This window comes from Amycolatopsis sp. PS_44_ISF1, assembly GCF_032335455.1.
Taxonomy (GTDB): Bacteria; Actinomycetota; Actinomycetes; order Mycobacteriales; family Pseudonocardiaceae; genus Amycolatopsis.
The window spans coordinates 1,453,779-1,469,145 of sequence record NZ_JANUXO010000001.1; the positions used below are offsets into that span (position 1 = coordinate 1,453,779).

The following is a 15,367-nucleotide window of genomic DNA, read 5'->3' on the forward strand; positions in this document are numbered from 1 at the left end:
TGTCCACGGCGGACGAAAAAACCGGCCCGCTGCCGGAGGGGCAGCGGGCCGGTTTCGGAAGAGAAAAACCTGAGTTACCGGTTCACGCTGCGCCGGCCGTACAGGTTCGCCACCAGGGTGACACCGATCGCGGCCACGACCACCTGCGTGAGGATTTCGAGCCAGTCGATCCCCTTGGTGTCGGCGTAGCCGAGCCCACGGGCGATCCAGGTGCCGATGAAGGCGGCCACGATACCGACGATGATGGTCAGCCAGATGGGGATGGCTTGCTTGCCGGGCGCGACCAACCGGCCGAGCAGGCCGAGGATCAAGCCGATTACGATGGCGCTGATGATCCCTGCGATGGTCATCGAAACTCCTCTACCGGAAAAGATGGAGCCCGCGGCCGCGGACGCACTCGTTGTTCCCCGCACCAGGGTGGGCGAAACCTCTTGTCACGGGCATTACACCCACTCGGCACCACCGGTGTGCCGGTCACCGCACCTCAGATCACCCGAAAGCGGGACGAATCGTCGGAAGAGCCCCCAGTGCAGCGGCACCGGGGGCTCTTCCGTCGGTTCGGTGGATCAGAAGGCGGCTTCGTCCACGTCCATCAGCGCGTGGTCGGCGGCCTCGACGATCGCGCGGCGCGCGGTCAGCTCCGGCAGCACGGACTTGGCGAAGAACGAGGACACGGCGATCTTGCCCTCGTAGAACGGCACGTCCTTGGCCGGGGCACCGGCGTCGAGCTTGGCGATGGCCACCTCGGCGCCCTTGAGCAGCTGCCAGCCGATCAGCAGGTCGCCCACCGACATCAGCAGCCGCACGGTGTGCTGGCCGACCAGGTTGATGCTCTGCGGGTTCTCCTGCGAAGCGGTCAGGTAGCCGATCAACGAGCCGAGCATGCCCTGCGTGTCTTCGAGGGCCTGCTTCAGCAGCGCGCGCTCGTTCTTGAGCCGGCCGTTGCCCGCCTCGGACTCGAGGAACTTCGAGATCTCGCCGGCCACGTGCGCGAGCGACTGGCCCTTGTCGCGGACGATCTTGCGGAAGAAGAAGTCCAGCGACTGGATGGCCGTGGTGCCCTCGTAGAGCGAGTCGATCTTCGCGTCGCGGATGTACTGCTCGATCGGGTAGTCCTGCAGGAAGCCGGACCCGCCGAGGGTCTGCAGCGACTGCACGAGCTGCTCGGTCGCGCGCTCGGAGCCGACGCCCTTGACGATCGGCAGCAGCAGGTCGTTCACGCCGTGCGCCAGCTTCAGCGAAGCCTCGTCGCCTTCGCCGGTCCACAGCTGGTCCTGGAACGAAGCCGTGTACAGGTACACCGCGCGCAGACCTTCCGCGTACGCCTTCTGAAGCATCAGCGAGCGGCGGACGTCCGGGTGGTGCGTGATCGTGACGCGCGGCGCGACCTTGTTGAGCATGTTCGGCAGGTCGGCGCCCTGCACGCGCTCCTTGGCGTAGTCGCGCGCGTTCAGGTAACCGGTGGAAAGGGTGGCGATCGCCTTGGTGCCGACCATCATCCGGGCGTATTCGATCACCTGGAACATCTGCGCGATGCCGTTGTGCACCTCGCCCAGCAGCCAGCCCTTGGCCGGGGTGCCGTGCTGGCCGAAGGTCAGCTCGCAGGTGGTGGACGCCTTGATGCCCATCTTGTGCTCGACTCCGGTGACGTAGGCGCCGTTGCGCTCGCCCAGCTCGCCGGTCTTCGAGTCGAAGTGGAACTTCGGCACCAGGAACAGCGAGAGGCCCTTCGTGCCGGGCTTGGTCTCGATGCCGGGGCCCTCGGGGCGCGCCAGCACCAGGTGCATGATGTTTTCGCTCATGTCGTGCTCGGCGGAGGTGATGAACCGCTTCACCCCGTCGATGTGCCAGGAGCCGTCCTCCTGCTTGACCGCCTTGGTGCGGCCCGCGCCGACGTCGGAGCCGGCGTCCGGCTCGGTCAGCACCATCGTCGCGCCCCACTGGCGGTCGATCATGATCTGCGCCCAGTGCCGCTGCTCTTCGGTGCCGTTCTTGTTCACGATCATCGCGAAGTTCGGGCCCGCCATGTACATGAACAGCGGGGCGTTGGCGCCGAGGATCAGCTCGGCCGCGGCCCACTGCACCGTCGGGGGCAGGCCGAAGCCGCCGAGGTCGTCGGTCAGCCCGAGACGCCACCACTCGCCGTCCATCAGCTGCTGGTAGCTCTTCTTGAACGACTCGGGGATCTTCACGCTGAACGTCTCGGGGTCGTACACCGGCGGGTTCCGGTCCGCGTCGGCGTAGGACTCGGACAGCGGGCCGGTGGCGAGCTTGTTCAGCTCGGCCAGCACTCCGCGCGCGGTCTCCTCGTCCGACTCGGCGAGCACGCCCTGGCCGAGGCGCTCCTGTACACCGAGCACCTCGAAGAGGTTGAACTCCAGGTCTCGGACGTTGCTCTTGTAGTGGCCCATGTCGTCACTCCGTTTTGGGTTCGGCTTTCCGGCCGGGCGCAGGTTCCCTTACTCGCCGGTAACTTCAGGATATTACCTACGAGTAACCGGAGCAAGTGAATCGGCCCTTTCCCGGGTGGAATTCCGCCGAAAAACCGACACCGACCTGGACGGAGTGGTCAGAGGGTGCTGCGCGCCACGGCCGGTTGGGGGACCACGGGATGGTGCCCGTCGTCCGCGCGCGGGATGAGGATGCCGCTGCGGAACGCGATGGTCACCGCGTGTGTCCGATCCCGTGCGGACAGTTTGCGCAGGATGCTCTTCACGTGCGTGCGGACCGTTTCCACGGACAGGAACAGCAGCTTGGCGATCGCCGAGTTCTCCAGTCCCTCGGCCACGAGTTGCAGCACCTGGTACTCGCGGCGCGACAGGGGCATGGCGCCCCTCGGCGGCTGCGGTGCGAGCTGGTCCTCGGCCGGCGCGGCCCTGGGCGAGGGCTGGCGTTTCGGTCTGGCGGTGAGCGCGGCCAGCGCCGGGTCGATGTACCGGCGGTCGGAGTGCGCGCGCCGGATGGCCTCCGCGAGCCGCCGCGGGTCCACCGCCCGGGGCACGATCGCGTGCGCTCCCGCGGCGATGGCGGTGGACAGGTACTGCTGCGTCCGGTTGACGTCGCGCACGAGCATCACCAGCAGCAGGGCCGGATCGCCCGTGGCGAGCAGCTTGGTCAGGTGGCAGTTGGGGTCCAGCGCCGAGTCGATGATCGTGACGTCGGGCCGCGCCTGCTCGCACAGCTGGAGCGCCGCGTGGTGGCTCGCCGCCTGCCCGGCCCAGTGCAGTCCGGGGCTGCGGTGCACCATCGCGGCCAGCCCCTCGCGGAAGATCGGGATGGGGTCGACCACGGCGACCCCGAGGCTGCGGGTCGCACCGGGCAGTCCCGGTGTCACGGGCGTTCGTTGGGGCTCGATGCCGCGCATCTCGGGCCTCCGGTAATCCAGGTCGTTCCCGGGTGGCCGGACGCGGGGGCGGCGCCCCCTGGACGTGCCGTCCGGCACCACCCGATCCCCCCTGCGGGACCGGACGGGAAAGACATCTTGTCTCTGATGCGAGTACCCGGGAAGCACCTCGTGACGCGGTTTCCCCCTCATGGCCGTATCGGCCGGTCGCAGCAAACCCTCGGTAGAAAAGCGGCAGTGATCTGCGGTGATCCGCCGCCGCCCGGCCGAGGAGGTTGCTCCGGTTGCTACTGAGGGTGTAGCCCGTTCGATGGGCGCTCGGTGACAAGCTGTGTGCGGAGCGCGGCGAATTCCTCGGCCAGCCCGGCCGGTGTCCAGTGGGCGTTGAGGCCGCTCGGATTGGGCAGGGCCCAGACTCTCGTCGGGCCGATCCGGCGCTCCTGGCGGCCGACGCGGGCCTTCGGGTCATTGAAGGCCAGGCGGTACGCGCCGATGCCCAGCACGGCCAGCCAGCGCGGCTCGGCGCGCTCGACCTTGGCGATCAGCGCCTGCCCGCCGGCGCGCAGCTCGTCGTCGCTCAGCTCGTCGGCCCGCGCGGTGGCCCGTTCGGCGACGTTGGTGACGCCGAGCTTCAGCGCGAGCAGCTCGTGCTGCTCGCTGGGGTCGAACTGCCGCGGGGTGAAGCCGCCGCGGTGCAGGGCGGGCCAGAACCGGTTGCCGGGCCGGGCGAAGTGCAGGCCGAGCACGGCGGAGTACAGGCCGGGGTTGATCCCGCAGAACAGCACGTCGAGACCGGGGGCCAGCACGTCCGGGACGGTCGTGCCGGCTGCGGCGGCCAGTTGCTCCGGGGTTGGTCGGGTGCCCATCCGCCCAGTCTCCCGGTCCTCCCCTCCCGGCTGGCGGCCGCCACGGGATTTCGGCCCGGCTGAACCGGTGGTCGAAGCCCTGACCTCGGCCGATGTCCGCGGTGACCGTCGGCCGGGACGGCTTCTCCGCACACGGGGTAGCGGAGCCGCCACCCGGCTGGGTAGCCTGTGTGATCTCTCGCACAACGACGTCGGAGAGGCGGCCGCATGCCGGTTTTGCTCGTCCTCGGCCTGGTGGCCCTGGTCATCGCCATCGCGGCGCTGATCGTGGTCCTGGAGGACCGGCGCGCCGCCAAGCGGGCGGCGCTGCAGCGCCAGGCCCGGCTAGCGCGCCTGGGCGAAGTCGACCCGCTCGCGCCGGGCCGTCTGCGCGTGGACCGTTGAAGGAACGCCGCGCAGGGAGAGCAGCACCGCGGCGAAGAGCCAGCCGACCCCGGCCCCGAAGGTGTTGGTCATGAGGTCGTCGACGTCGAAGATCCGGTAGGCGAACGGCGCGGTGCCGAAGTTGGCGGTGAGCTGCGTGATCTCGATGGCGAGGGACGCGGCGGCCCCGATGGCCAGCGTCCCGGCCAGCCCGCGGCGCCACAGCATCCGCGCGAACACCCCGAGCGGCACGAACAGCAGCACGTTGAGCGCGACCTGCTGGAAGGTCTGCGTGGTGAACCAGTGCGCCGCCGGGAGGCCGTGCTTGAGCAGCTCGGTGTGGATGTCGCCGATCCACTGGAACGGCCGCAGCTGCACGGTCTGCTCCAGTCGCCGGCTGTGCGCCCCGGGCAACGGCAGGAACACCACGGCGAGCGTCATGCTCGCGTAGAGGACGACCGCGGCCGTGGTCACCAGCCCGCGAACCCGCGGCCGCCCGTACCGCGCGAACTGCAGCACGAGCTGGGGGACGAGGATCGTCGACCACACCGCGAGGAACCCGATCAGTCCGTACTGCAGGGCGGTGACCTGTGCGTTCGTCATGAGAAGAACGCTATGGAGCTGGGCGGGCGCGTACTTCGGTCGAAGAGCCGGTCGGGCCGCCCGGGGGTCGGCCATCTGGCCGAGGCGGGCCCGAGCCGATCGGCCGGGGCCCGGCTCGCCGTCGACGGGAGCACCAACGCCGGGTGACATTTCCCTATCGCCCGGCTTCTTCCTCTGGTGACCGACCTCCCCTTTGGGCAGACTGCGACGCCGGGCGCCCGTTTCAGGGGACATCGGGCGCGAAACCGGAGGAAACATGAGGCTCTTCACCCGGATCGCGGCCACCGCCGCGGCCGCACTGGCCACGGTGGCCGTCACGAGCGCACCCGCGTCGGCGGCCCAGACCACGGACGTCCGCATCATCACGTTCAACGACCTGCACGGCAACCTCGATCCGCCGGCCGGCTCGAGCGGGCGCGTCACGTTGTCGAACGGGTCCACTGTGGACGCGGGCGGAGCCGCCTACCTGGCGACGCACGTGAAGCAGTTGCAGTCGCAGGTCCGCAACTCGATGGTGCTCTCCGCGGGCGACAACGTCGGCGCGTCGCCGGTGATCTCCGCCCTGTTCCACGACGAACCGACCATCGACTTCCTCAACCTGCTCGGGGTCAAGGCGTCCGTGGTGGGCAACCACGAGTTCGACGAGGGCTACCAGGAGCTGCTGCGCATGCAGTTCGGCGGCTGCAACAAGACCGACGGCTGCCAGTTCCGCAAGTCCTACGACGGCGCGCGGTTCCCGCTGCTGGGCTCCAACGTGTACTTCACCAACGGCCTGCCCGCGCTGCTGCCGTTCACCGTCCAGTTCTCCGGCGGCGTGCCGATCGGCATCATCGGCGCCACGCTGAAGGACCTGCCCACCGTCGTCACGCCGGAGGCGATCAAGGGCCTGAAGTTCGGTGACGAGGTGCAGTCCATCAACCGCACCGCGAACCTGCTGGACGCGCTCGGCGTCAAGGCCCAGGTCGTGCTCCTGCACCAGGGCGACAGCACCGAGGTCAACTCCGGGCCCGACGACTGCAAGCTGCAACCGGGCGGCCCCGCCGCGACCATCGCGAAGAACGTCAGCCCCGAGGTCGACGCCATCTTCACCGGGCACAGCCACCAGCAGTACAACTGCGTGATCAACGATCCGGCGGGCCGGCCGCGCACGGTCACCCAGGGTGCCTCGTTCGGCCGGTTGCTGTCCGTGCTGGACCTGAAGATCGACCTGCGCACCCGCGACGTCGTGCGGTCGCAGAGCAAGGCGCACAACGAGATCGTCACCCGGGACGTCACCCCGGACCCGGCCGTGGCCAAGCTGGTCGACGAGGCCAGGACCAAGGCCGCCCCGATCGCCAACCAGCCGGTCGGCACCATCACCGCGGATCTCAAGGCGGCCGGCGCGCCCTCGGGCGAGTCGACGCTCGGTGACGTCATCGCCGACGCGCAGCTGGAGGGCACCAAGTCCACCAACGCGCAGATCGCCATCACCAACCCCGGCGGCATCCGCGCCGACCTGAACTACGCCTCCTCGCCGAACGGCGAGGGCGACGGCGTGGTCACCTACGGCGAGGCGTTCACCGTGCAGCCGTTCGCGAACATCATGCAGACCATCACGCTCACCGGCGCGAACCTGAAGAACGTGCTGGAGCAGCAGTGGGGCCAGTCCGGTGGGACCAAGATCCTGCAGATCTCGAGCACGCTGCACTACACCTACTCGGCGTCGGCGCCGGTCGGCTCGCGCATCTCGAAGCTCAGCGTGAACGGCACGCCGGTGGACCCGGCCGCGACGTTCCGCGTGTCGGTGAACAACTTCCTCGCCGCGGGCGGCGACGGGTTCACCGAGTTCACCAAGGGCACCGACCTGGCGGGCGGCCCGGTCGACCTGGACGCGCTGATCGCCTACCTCGGCGCGCACCCGGGCGTGGCGCCGCCGCCGGCGGACCGGATCACGGTCACGCCGTAGCTTTCCCGGCCCGGGAGCCCCGCCGCGTTCCGGCGGGGCTCCCGTTTTGCCAAGACGGCCGCGGGCCCGTGCGCGACGATGGGGTCATGGTGACCTGGGAAGACGTGGTGGCGCTCGGGACGGAACTGCCGGAGACCGAGGAATCCACCTGGTACCGCACCCCGGCGTTGAAGGTGGCGGGCAAGGGTTTCACCCGCCTGCGAACCGACGCGGAGGGCGGGCTCGTGCTGTTCTGCGGCCTGGACGAGAAGGCCGCCCTGCTCGACGGGGGTGATCCGGCGTTCTTCACCACCCCGCACTACGACGGGTACGGCATCATCCTGGTCGATCTCGACCGGGTGGACGGACAGCACCTGCGTGAGCTGCTGACCGAGTCCTGGCGGCTGAAGGCCCCGCGGCGGCTGGTCAGGTGAGCTCGCCTTCGAGCAGGCTCATCAGGTACATGTCGTGGTACCGGCCGTCCTGGCCGCGGAAGCACTCGCGGTGCCGGCCGTCCTCGACGAAGCCCAGCTTGCGGTAGACGTGGCGGGCGGCCTCGTTCTCCGCGACCACCCACAGCGCGATCAGGTGCAGCCGCATCACCGTGAAGCCGTACCGGCACATCAGCCGCAACGCCTCGGTGCCGTAGCCCCCGCCCTGGTGCTCCCGGTCGCCGATGTAGATGTCGACCTCGGCGCGCCCCTGCTCGGGCTCGGCGTCGCGCAGGTCGACGACGCCGAGCAGCCGGCCGTCGGCGATCCTCTCGATGCCGAGCACCACTTGTGCGTAGGTGTTGACCTTGCGGTCCTCACAGAGTTTGCGGATCTGGTCGAGCGAATGCGGGTGGCTGTTGTTCATCCACCGGCCCAGCTCCCAGTCGTTGACCCAGCGGTACAGCGGTTCGGCGTCCGACGGTTCGAGCGCGCGCAGCCGCACCAGCTCTCCGATGAGCATCGGATTCCCCTCACTCCCGCTCGACCAGCAGGATGTCCTGAACGTCGGGTCTCATCCTGCCCGAGCTCCGGCTCGGGGACGCGGTGTTTTCGGCGCCGGTGGTGCGTCGTTCGGTGAGGCGGTGCGCGTGGCCGGGGTGGTGGTCTGGTGGGATGTGCGCACACACCGGAACTACGCGGGGAGTGAGCATGTCGACCGAATGGCCGCTGCGGCAGGATCCGGAATCCCCGGTGATCTTCGCGCACGCGCTGATCGAGTCCCCGGACCAGCTGGCCTTCGTCGTCCTCGACGATGACGACGACTGGTTCATCAGCGACGGCGCCGAGTTCGACGAGGACATGGCCGTCAACCGCGAGCAGTTCGGCGCGGTCCGCCTGCGTGAGGCGGTCGAACGCCTGCCGCAGCTCACGGCCCTGGCCGAACTGCCCCCGGGCATGGCCGCGGACTGGGACCCGGACCGCTCGACCTGGCTGCTCAGCTCCGTCGCGGACTCCGACGACGTGTCCGAGGACATCGCGGTCCGCGAGACGCGCGTCGCCGCCTGGTCGCACCCCGGTTCGCCACTCGAAGAGGTGCAGCTCAGCACCGGCCTGGCGGAGATCGGCACGGGCCCGGACGCACCGGCCCGCGCGGTCCGCCAGGTGGTCCGCGAGACCGACGGAACCTGGCTGTTCGTGGGCTTCGAGGTCCCGGAGGCGGAGGACTTCGAGGTCGAGGGAATGGAACTGGAGCACGTCGTGCGCCTCTACCCGGACGTGGTGACGGTCCTCCAGGCCGCGCCGGGCCAGGTCTTCGACCGCGAGGCCCCAGGAGCGCACTGGGAACTGGTCGAGGGCTGAGCGAAGCTGCGCGGGAAAAGCACAGTGGGTGCCTACCGAAATTCGGTGGGCACCCACTGAAATGCTGAAGAATTACTGCTGAAAAAGAAAAGAGCGGATGACGGGAATCGAACCCGCGTATTCAGCTTGGGAAGCTGATGTTCTACCATTGAACTACATCCGCAGTGCCCGACCAGCATACACAGGGCCTCGGCGGGGCTGTCCAGTGGGTTGACGGCGCCTGGGGGAAGTGACAACACTTGTTGTCGACTCCTGCGAGAGGTGACGGGCGTGGACGATCCGGTGTTGTTTCGACAGGGTGGGTTTCGGCTGGCGGCTCGGAGGCGGGGCACCGGGGCCAACGGGGACGAAGGCCAGGTCAGGCGGTTGCGGGAGTTCGCGCAGCGGGAGGACCAGGCGGCCGACCGGCTCGTGGCCTGGGTCCGGGAAGGCCGGGAGGGACGCGGGCACCGGGCGAAGCAGGCCCAGCTGGAGCTGGCCCTCGCTCAAGGGATCGACGCCGTTGCCGATCCGGCGCCGCCGCTCGAAGACTTCTTCCGGCAGGTCGAGGCCGTTCCCTACTGGGTCGACTCCGAGCGCCTCCAGCGCGGGGCCAAGGCCATCACCCGCGCCGGCCTGCTCGGGCTCTTCCCCCTCGGGGACATGTCGCTCATGGGTGGTTACCTCGCCTCGCGGGCGACGAAAGCGCTGGTCGGGACCGGGGAGATCGAGTACCACGCCACGCGGCGGCTGGTGGAGACCGCGACCTGGTGGATCGACGTCACCACGCCCGGCGCCATGGCCCGGCACCGGATCGGCTACACCGCCGCGGTGCGGATCCGGCTGGTGCACGCCCACGTCCGCCGGGCCATGAACGAGCGGGACGACTGGGACTACGCCGCCTGGGACCGGCCCGTCAACCAGGTGCAGACCGCCGGCACGCTCCTGCTCTTCTCGCTGGTCTACGTGTTCGGCACGCAACTGCTGGGCCTGCGCTACTCCGCCCGCGAGCGCGCCGACATCCTGCACCTCTGGCGCTACATCGGCTGGCTGATGGGCGTCGACGAGGAGCTGCTGCCCGCCGACGAGGACGACGCGTGGCGGTTGCTCTGGCTGCTCGCCGCCACCGAGTTCATCCCCGACGACGACTCGAAACGGCTGGCCAGGGCCCTCGTCGAGAGTCACGCGTCGATCGGGGCCGGACGCGGGGCCGCCGGGAAGGTGCTGGGGCAGGTCAACGCCGGGGTGCACTCCGCGATCAGCCGGCTCGTGCTCGGGAAGGACAACGCCGACTTCCTGGAGCTGCCGAACGACGTGGTCGCGCAGACGGCCGTGCTCGCCGCGGCCGGGCTGAACTTCGCCGCCGAGACGGTCCGGTTGTGCGTGCCCGGCGCGACCGCGCTGCAGGAACGGCTCGGGCAGGCCGGGCGCCGCCTCTACCGGCGGCGGCTGAACGAGGCGTTCAAGCCGGACACCTCGTACAAGCAGCACATGCGCGCCGCCTGAACCGGCCCGGATAGGCTTCGCCCGTGCTGCTCAGTGACCGTGACCTCCGCAAACAGCTCGAAGCCGAACGGCTCGGCATCGACCCGTTCGACCCCGCCATGGTCCAGCCGTCCAGCATCGACGTCCGGCTGGACCGGTTCTTCCGGGTGTTCGACAACAGCAAGTACACCCACATCGACCCGCAGTTGCAGCAGGACGAGCTGACCTCGCTGGTCGAAAAGGAGGGGGACGAGCCGTTCGTGCTGCACCCCGGCGAGTTCGTGCTCGGCTCGACCTTCGAGCTGGTCACGCTGGCCGACGACCTCGCGGGACGGCTCGAGGGCAAGTCCTCGCTCGGGCGCCTCGGCCTGCTCACGCACTCGACCGCCGGCTTCATCGACCCCGGCTTCTCCGGTCACATCACGCTCGAGCTGTCGAACGTGGCGAACCTGCCGATCACGCTCTGGCCGGGCATGAAGATCGGCCAGCTGTGCATCTTCCGGCTCTCCAGCGCCGCGGAATTCCCGTACGGCTCGACCGAGGCCGGCTCCCGCTACCAGGGGCAGCGCGGGCCGACGCCGAGCCGCGCGTACAAGAACTTCCACCGCGTCGACACCTGGCGCTAGGGCGTGTCCTTAAAGCTGGTGTGCGTGATCTGCTGTGATCTTCGGTTGTGGTGCGCAGGCATGAGCTGACTGATGAGCAGTGGCAGGTGATCGAGCCGCTGTTGCCGGTGTCGGGGGTGAGGGGTCGCCCGCGGGTGGATGACCGGTGGGTGATCAACGGGATGCTGTGCAAGGCCAAGACCGGGGTGGCGTGGCGGGATCTGCCGGAACGGTATGGGCCGTGGAAGACGGTCTGCACCCGGTTCTGGCGTTGGTCTCGCTCGGGCACCCTGTCCGCTCTGGTGGCGCAGGTGCGGGTGATCGCCGAGGCGATCAACGACCTCGACCGCGAGGTCTCGGTGGATTCCAGCATCGTGCGGGCGCATCAGCACCCCGCCGGCGGGGGCCGGACGACGGCATCCCCCACAGGGGGAAGCCGGCGTCGGCTGCGAGCACAGCGAGCCAGATGATCATGCCATCGGCCGCTCCCGGGGCGGAGCCACCACCACGATCAACCTGGCCTGCGATGGTCATGGGCGGCCTCTGCCGGTGGTTTTGACCGGCGGCAACGTCAACGACTGCACGATGTTCACCCAGGTCATGGCGGGTATCGAGTTCCGTCGGCCGGGGCCAGGCCGTCCAGCGATCCGGCCGCGCCGGGTGCTGGCGGACAAGGGCTACTCCAGCCGCGCCATCCGCTCCTACCTGTGCCGACGGCACATCCCGGCGACGATTCCCGAACGCCGGGACCAGCAAGCCAATCGGGTACGCCGTGGCCGGGCCGGTGGCCGCCCACCGGCCTTCGACCGGGGCGCCTACCGGCGGCGCACCATCGTGGAACGGTGCTTCAACCGCCTTAAACAATTCCGCGCCATCGCCACCCGCTCCGACAAGACAGCCATCTCCTACCGAGGTCTCATCGACCTGGCCACCCTGCTCCTCGGACTTCGAGGACACGCCCTAGGCCGAAACCGGCGCCGCCCAGTCGATCCGGTGGCTCCACATGAACTCGTTGGGGTCCTCGGCGGACGGCTTGCTCAGGGTCCGCGCCAGGAAGAAGTCGCGCAGCAGGCGGCCGACCGGCCCGGGCGCGCCCTTGGCGTCACTGTTGCGCTTGCCCTGGGCGACCACCGCCTCCACACGGGTGCGGCGCAACGATTCGAACGTCGCCAGCGCGGTCTCCGGCACGTCGCGAAGGCAGCGCGCCAGGGTGACGGCGTCCTCGATCGCCATCGACGCGCCCTGGCCCGCGGCCGGTGACGTCGCGTGCGCGGCGTCGCCGATGATGCCGATGCGGCCACGGTGCCAGACCGGGACCGACGGGAAATCGTAAGTGGCCCAGGGCCGGTAGATCTCTTCGGTCGCCTCGATGATCCGGGCGGCCGGGAACCGGTCGCGCGCGAACAGGCGCAGCAGCGCCGCCCGCCAGACCGGTCCGCGCAGCGCGGCCAGCTCGGCGCGGTCGGGCTCGGTGGCGCGCGGCACGTTCGCGAACCACCACACTGATCGGTCCGGGTGCACCACGTGGGCGAAGAACGCCTTCCGGCCGAACGCCATGTGCATCACCCCCGGCTCGTCGCCGAGGTCGAGACCGGTGACTCGGCCGCCGGTGTTCAGCAACGGCACGTAGCGCGGCTCCGGCGCGGTCGGATCGATGATCCGGCGGACCCGCGAGCGCAGTCCATCGGCACCGATCAGCAGGTCGCCGGACGTCGCGGTCCCGTCCTCGAACTGGGCGGTGACCTGCGAGGAAGTCTGGGTGGCGGCAGTGAGCCGCTTGTCGTACGAGGTCGGGACGCCGCGCCGGTCCGCTTCTTCGCGCAGGGCCCGGTACAGGTCGGCCCGCCCGATGGTCTGGCTCGTGGTGCCGTCCGGCAGCGGCTCGCCCAGCGGGAACTCCGCCAGCCGATGGCCGTTGCCGAGCCCGATCGTCATGCGCGGGGTGTCGAAGCCCGCGGCCTTGACCAGCGGTTTCAGTCCGAACGGGCGCAACGCGTCGAGCCCGTTCACGGCGAGGGTGAGGAATGCCCCGACACCACCCACGCCCCGGCCGGACGCCTCGTAGAGCACCGGTTCGTGCCCCACCTCCTGCAGCGCGATCGCCGTGATCGTGCCCGCGATGCCCCCGCCGGCGATCAGTACCCGTGCCATTTTTGCTCCCCTGGTAAGTATCTCTGAAACTAATTCGTTCTATCGAACTAAATACTCAGGGTAAGCTGGCCGGGTGTCAAGGGAGCGCGAGACCCTGGTGGACGAGCTGCTGATGCAGTCCCGGGTGTGGTCCACGGAGACGGTGGTCTTCCACGCGGCGATCGCCGAGCGCCGGGGGCTGTCGGCGGTGGAGAACAAGGTGCTGGACTACCTGGCGCGCTTCGGCCCGCTCACCCCGAAGGACCTGGTGAAGTACTCCGGGCTGGCTCCCGCGTCGATCACCGCGTTGATCGACCGGCTCGAACGCAAGGGCGCGGTGCGGCGCGGTCCGCACCCGGACGACCGGCGGCGGGTGCTGGTCCAGCTCGACGGGCCGGGTAACGACGCCTCGCTGTGGGACCACCTCGTCGGCCAGGTCAGGGCGCGGGCCGAGCGCTACACGGACCAGGAACTCCGCACGGTGATCGGGTTCCTGCGCGAAGCGGCCGAGATCACCCACGAGTCGACCGCGCGTCTCGGAGATCAGGGGGCGGACTGACCTGGGCCGGGTGGGACGGGGCCGATCCGGACCCGCCGGTGTCCGGGCCGGCGCGCTCCGGTTGCGGATCACCCGGCGCCGGTGATGATCAGGGGGTGCGTCCGGTCACTGCGGCGGCTGATCCGGCCCGGAACGGGGCAGAGATCACTTCGGTCGGGCAGGTAGGTCCCAGTGAGAGGTGGAGTCATGGCCGAGGTCGTCCCCAGCGAGCGGGCTGGTCAGCAGCACCTCGCCCACGTGGTGTTCATCGCGGGCGCGGCGGCGGTCGGCGGGTTCCTGTTCGGGTACGACAGCTCCAACATCAACGGGGCCGTGCTCGGCATCCAGAAGCACTTCGAGGTCGGCGCCGCCGCCACGGGACTGACCGTCTCCAGCGCCCTGATCGGTTCGGCCGTCGGGGCCTGGTTCGGCGGGCTGCTGTCCGACCGGATCGGGCGCATCCGGACGATGCAGCTGGCCGCGGTGCTGTTCTTCATCAGCGCGCTCGGGGCGATGTTCCCGTTCGGGATCTGGGACCTGGCGCTCTGGCGGGTGATCGGCGGCGCCGCGATCGGCGTCGCCTCGGTGATCGGGCCGTCCTACATCGCGGAGGTCGCGCCGCCCGCCTACCGCGGCCGGCTGGCCAGCCTCCAGCAGCTCGCGATCGTGCTCGGCATCGGGGTGTCCGCGCTGGTCAACTGGGTGATCAAGGCGTTCGCGCCGGTCCGGCCCGACGGCTCCCACGACCTCAACGGCGAGCTCGGCGGCCTCGAGGCCTGGCAGTGGATGCTGGGCGCCGCCGCCGTGCCCGCGGTCATCTACTTCGTGCTCGCCTCGGTCATCCCCGAATCACCGCACTACCTGCTCTCGATCGGCAAGCTCGACCGCGCGCGCGAGGTGCTGGCCGAGGTCGAGGGCGCCGACGAGGTCGAGACGAAGCTGGCCGACATCCGCCGCGGCCTGCGCACCGAGAAGCAGTCGAAGGTGCGGGACCTGCTGGGCGGGCGGTTCGGCCTGCTGCCGGTGGTCTGGGTCGGCATCGCGCTCGCCGTGTTCCAGCAGTTCGTCGGCATCAACGTGATCTTCTACTACTCCGACACGCTGTGGCACTCGGTCGGCCAGAACACCGACTCGCTGCTGATCTCCATGGTCAGCCCGGTGATCAACATCCTCGGCACGTTCATCGCCATCGCCTTCATCGACCGGGTGGGCCGCAAGCCGCTGCTGCTGGTCGGCTCGGTCGGCATGGCGATCGGGCTCGGGGTCGCGGCGATCGCGTTCGGGCACGCGCAGCGGGTGAACGGCGACCTGACCCTGCCCGGCGCGTGGGGACCGGTCGCGCTGGTGTTCGCGAACGTCTTCGTGCTCTCGTTCGCGCTGTCCTGGGGGGTCATCCTCTGGGTGCTGCTCGGCGAGATGTTCCCGCTGCGCATCCGCAGCGCCGCGCTGGCCGTCGGCACCGCGGCCAACTGGGTGGCGAACTGGCTGGTCACGGTCAGCTTCCCGAGCATGTCGGACTGGAACCTGAGCGCCACCTACTGGATCTACGCGGCGTTCGCGCTGCTGTCGATCCCGTTCACGCTGAAGTTCATCCGGGAGACCAAGGGAACCTCGATCGAGGGCGTCGTCTGATCACTGGGGCCGGCCACGCACTGGGCCTTTCGGTGGTAACGGTCGTGATCCGTTCGTGATAATTTGCCGCTCGTGTCCCCCATTGGTGTAAGGGTTCGGGTAGCTT

15 protein-coding genes, 1 tRNA gene and 1 pseudogene are annotated in these 15,367 nt (G+C 69.6%); 9 read left to right on the forward strand and 8 right to left on the reverse strand.

Annotated elements, in window-relative coordinates; genetic code table 11:
• Positions 1 to 74: 74 nt before the first annotated feature.
• The 4 genes from NYF13_RS06550 to mug form a co-directional block, all read right to left on the reverse strand.
• Entirely contained in the window at positions 75 to 350 is a 276-nt protein-coding gene (locus tag NYF13_RS06550) for a GlsB/YeaQ/YmgE family stress response membrane protein (protein WP_315654858.1), read from the reverse strand.
• A gap of 216 nt (positions 351 to 566) precedes the next feature.
• Positions 567 to 2,411: an acyl-CoA dehydrogenase gene (locus tag NYF13_RS06555; RefSeq protein WP_315654859.1), complete on the reverse strand. Its 1,845-nt coding sequence runs from the start codon at positions 2,409 to 2,411 to the stop codon at positions 567 to 569.
• 158 nt (positions 2,412 to 2,569) lie between these two features.
• Entirely contained in the window at positions 2,570 to 3,364 is a 795-nt protein-coding gene (locus NYF13_RS06560) for a response regulator transcription factor (protein ID WP_315654861.1), read from the reverse strand.
• Positions 3,365 to 3,630: 266 nt separating this feature from the next.
• Positions 3,631 to 4,209 carry a G/U mismatch-specific DNA glycosylase gene (gene mug, locus NYF13_RS06565; protein ID WP_315654863.1) on the reverse strand — a complete coding sequence of 193 codons (579 nt, stop codon included), beginning with the start codon at positions 4,207 to 4,209 and terminating at the stop codon, positions 3,631 to 3,633.
• Between the two features lie 207 nt (positions 4,210 to 4,416).
• Here mug and NYF13_RS06570 point away from each other — a divergent pair, with 207 nt between their 5' ends.
• Positions 4,417 to 4,593: a hypothetical protein gene (locus tag NYF13_RS06570; RefSeq protein WP_315654864.1), complete on the forward strand. Its 177-nt coding sequence runs from the start codon at positions 4,417 to 4,419 to the stop codon at positions 4,591 to 4,593.
• Here NYF13_RS06570 and NYF13_RS06575 read toward each other — a convergent pair.
• A complete protein-coding gene (locus NYF13_RS06575; RefSeq protein ID WP_315654865.1) occupies positions 4,534 to 5,175 on the reverse strand; it encodes a VanZ family protein in 642 nt (213 codons plus the stop codon). The two genes, NYF13_RS06570 and NYF13_RS06575, sit on opposite strands and share 60 nt — an antisense overlap.
• A gap of 256 nt (positions 5,176 to 5,431) precedes the next feature.
• Here NYF13_RS06575 and NYF13_RS06580 point away from each other — a divergent pair, with 256 nt between their 5' ends.
• Entirely contained in the window at positions 5,432 to 7,120 is a 1,689-nt protein-coding gene (locus tag NYF13_RS06580) for a bifunctional metallophosphatase/5'-nucleotidase (protein WP_315654866.1), read from the forward strand.
• Between the two features lie 86 nt (positions 7,121 to 7,206).
• Positions 7,207 to 7,533 carry an MmcQ/YjbR family DNA-binding protein gene (locus NYF13_RS06585; protein ID WP_315654867.1) on the forward strand — a complete coding sequence of 109 codons (327 nt, stop codon included), beginning with the start codon at positions 7,207 to 7,209 and terminating at the stop codon, positions 7,531 to 7,533.
• On the opposite strand, the gene NYF13_RS06590 is transcribed toward NYF13_RS06585, so the two are convergent.
• Positions 7,526 to 8,053 carry a GNAT family N-acetyltransferase gene (locus NYF13_RS06590; protein WP_315654868.1) on the reverse strand — a complete coding sequence of 176 codons (528 nt, stop codon included), beginning with the start codon at positions 8,051 to 8,053 and terminating at the stop codon, positions 7,526 to 7,528. The two genes, NYF13_RS06585 and NYF13_RS06590, sit on opposite strands and share 8 nt — an antisense overlap.
• 188 nt (positions 8,054 to 8,241) lie before the next feature.
• Between NYF13_RS06590 and NYF13_RS06595 the strand changes: the two genes are divergently transcribed.
• Positions 8,242 to 8,892 (forward strand): hypothetical protein, encoded by a 651-nt coding sequence (locus tag NYF13_RS06595; protein ID WP_315654870.1) that lies wholly within the window; start codon positions 8,242 to 8,244, stop codon positions 8,890 to 8,892.
• Between the two features lie 92 nt (positions 8,893 to 8,984).
• Here NYF13_RS06595 and NYF13_RS06600 read toward each other — a convergent pair.
• Positions 8,985 to 9,055, reverse strand: a tRNA-Gly gene (locus NYF13_RS06600).
• A 107-nt stretch (positions 9,056 to 9,162) separates the two neighbouring features.
• Between NYF13_RS06600 and NYF13_RS06605 the strand changes: the two genes are divergently transcribed.
• The 3 genes and pseudogenes from NYF13_RS06605 to NYF13_RS06615 all read left to right on the forward strand — a co-directional run.
• A complete protein-coding gene (locus tag NYF13_RS06605) occupies positions 9,163 to 10,377 on the forward strand; it encodes an oxygenase MpaB family protein (RefSeq protein ID WP_315654872.1) in 1,215 nt (404 codons plus the stop codon).
• 23 nt (positions 10,378 to 10,400) lie between these two features.
• Positions 10,401 to 10,982, forward strand: coding sequence for a dCTP deaminase (dcd, locus tag NYF13_RS06610; protein ID WP_315654874.1), 582 nt, complete (start codon positions 10,401 to 10,403; stop codon positions 10,980 to 10,982).
• A 47-nt stretch (positions 10,983 to 11,029) separates the two neighbouring features.
• Positions 11,030 to 11,909: pseudogene (locus tag NYF13_RS06615) on the forward strand (IS5 family transposase); the annotation flags it as partial.
• Between the two features lie 12 nt (positions 11,910 to 11,921).
• Here the strand turns inward: NYF13_RS06615 and NYF13_RS06620 are convergent.
• A complete protein-coding gene (locus NYF13_RS06620) occupies positions 11,922 to 13,112 on the reverse strand; it encodes an FAD-dependent monooxygenase (RefSeq protein WP_315654875.1) in 1,191 nt (396 codons plus the stop codon).
• A gap of 73 nt (positions 13,113 to 13,185) precedes the next feature.
• On the opposite strand from NYF13_RS06620, the gene NYF13_RS06625 reads away from it, so the two are divergent.
• Positions 13,186 to 13,650 carry a MarR family transcriptional regulator gene (locus NYF13_RS06625; protein WP_315654876.1) on the forward strand — a complete coding sequence of 155 codons (465 nt, stop codon included), beginning with the start codon at positions 13,186 to 13,188 and terminating at the stop codon, positions 13,648 to 13,650.
• A 186-nt stretch (positions 13,651 to 13,836) separates the two neighbouring features.
• Positions 13,837 to 15,261 carry a sugar porter family MFS transporter gene (locus NYF13_RS06630; RefSeq protein ID WP_315654878.1) on the forward strand — a complete coding sequence of 475 codons (1,425 nt, stop codon included), beginning with the start codon at positions 13,837 to 13,839 and terminating at the stop codon, positions 15,259 to 15,261.
• Positions 15,262 to 15,367: the final 106 nt, after the last annotated feature.

Excerpts from the sequence above, each read along its gene's own strand:
- NYF13_RS06550 (WP_315654858.1), bottom strand. The coding sequence starts at position 350 with ATGACCATCGCAGGGATCATCAGCGCCATCGTAATCGGCTTGATCCTC.
- NYF13_RS06555 (WP_315654859.1), bottom strand. The coding sequence starts at position 2,411 with ATGGGCCACTACAAGAGCAACGTCCGAGACCTGGAGTTCAACCTCTTC.
- NYF13_RS06560 (WP_315654861.1), bottom strand. The coding sequence starts at position 3,364 with ATGCGCGGCATCGAGCCCCAACGAACGCCCGTGACACCGGGACTGCCC.
- mug (WP_315654863.1), bottom strand. The coding sequence starts at position 4,209 with ATGGGCACCCGACCAACCCCGGAGCAACTGGCCGCCGCAGCCGGCACG.
- NYF13_RS06570 (WP_315654864.1), top strand. The coding sequence starts at position 4,417 with ATGCCGGTTTTGCTCGTCCTCGGCCTGGTGGCCCTGGTCATCGCCATC.
- NYF13_RS06575 (WP_315654865.1), bottom strand. The coding sequence starts at position 5,175 with ATGACGAACGCACAGGTCACCGCCCTGCAGTACGGACTGATCGGGTTC.
- NYF13_RS06580 (WP_315654866.1), top strand. The coding sequence starts at position 5,432 with ATGAGGCTCTTCACCCGGATCGCGGCCACCGCCGCGGCCGCACTGGCC.
- NYF13_RS06585 (WP_315654867.1), top strand. The coding sequence starts at position 7,207 with ATGGTGACCTGGGAAGACGTGGTGGCGCTCGGGACGGAACTGCCGGAG.
- NYF13_RS06590 (WP_315654868.1), bottom strand. The coding sequence starts at position 8,053 with ATGCTCATCGGAGAGCTGGTGCGGCTGCGCGCGCTCGAACCGTCGGAC.
- NYF13_RS06595 (WP_315654870.1), top strand. The coding sequence starts at position 8,242 with ATGTCGACCGAATGGCCGCTGCGGCAGGATCCGGAATCCCCGGTGATC.
- NYF13_RS06620 (WP_315654875.1), bottom strand. The coding sequence starts at position 13,112 with ATGGCACGGGTACTGATCGCCGGCGGGGGCATCGCGGGCACGATCACG.
- NYF13_RS06630 (WP_315654878.1), top strand. The coding sequence starts at position 13,837 with ATGGCCGAGGTCGTCCCCAGCGAGCGGGCTGGTCAGCAGCACCTCGCC.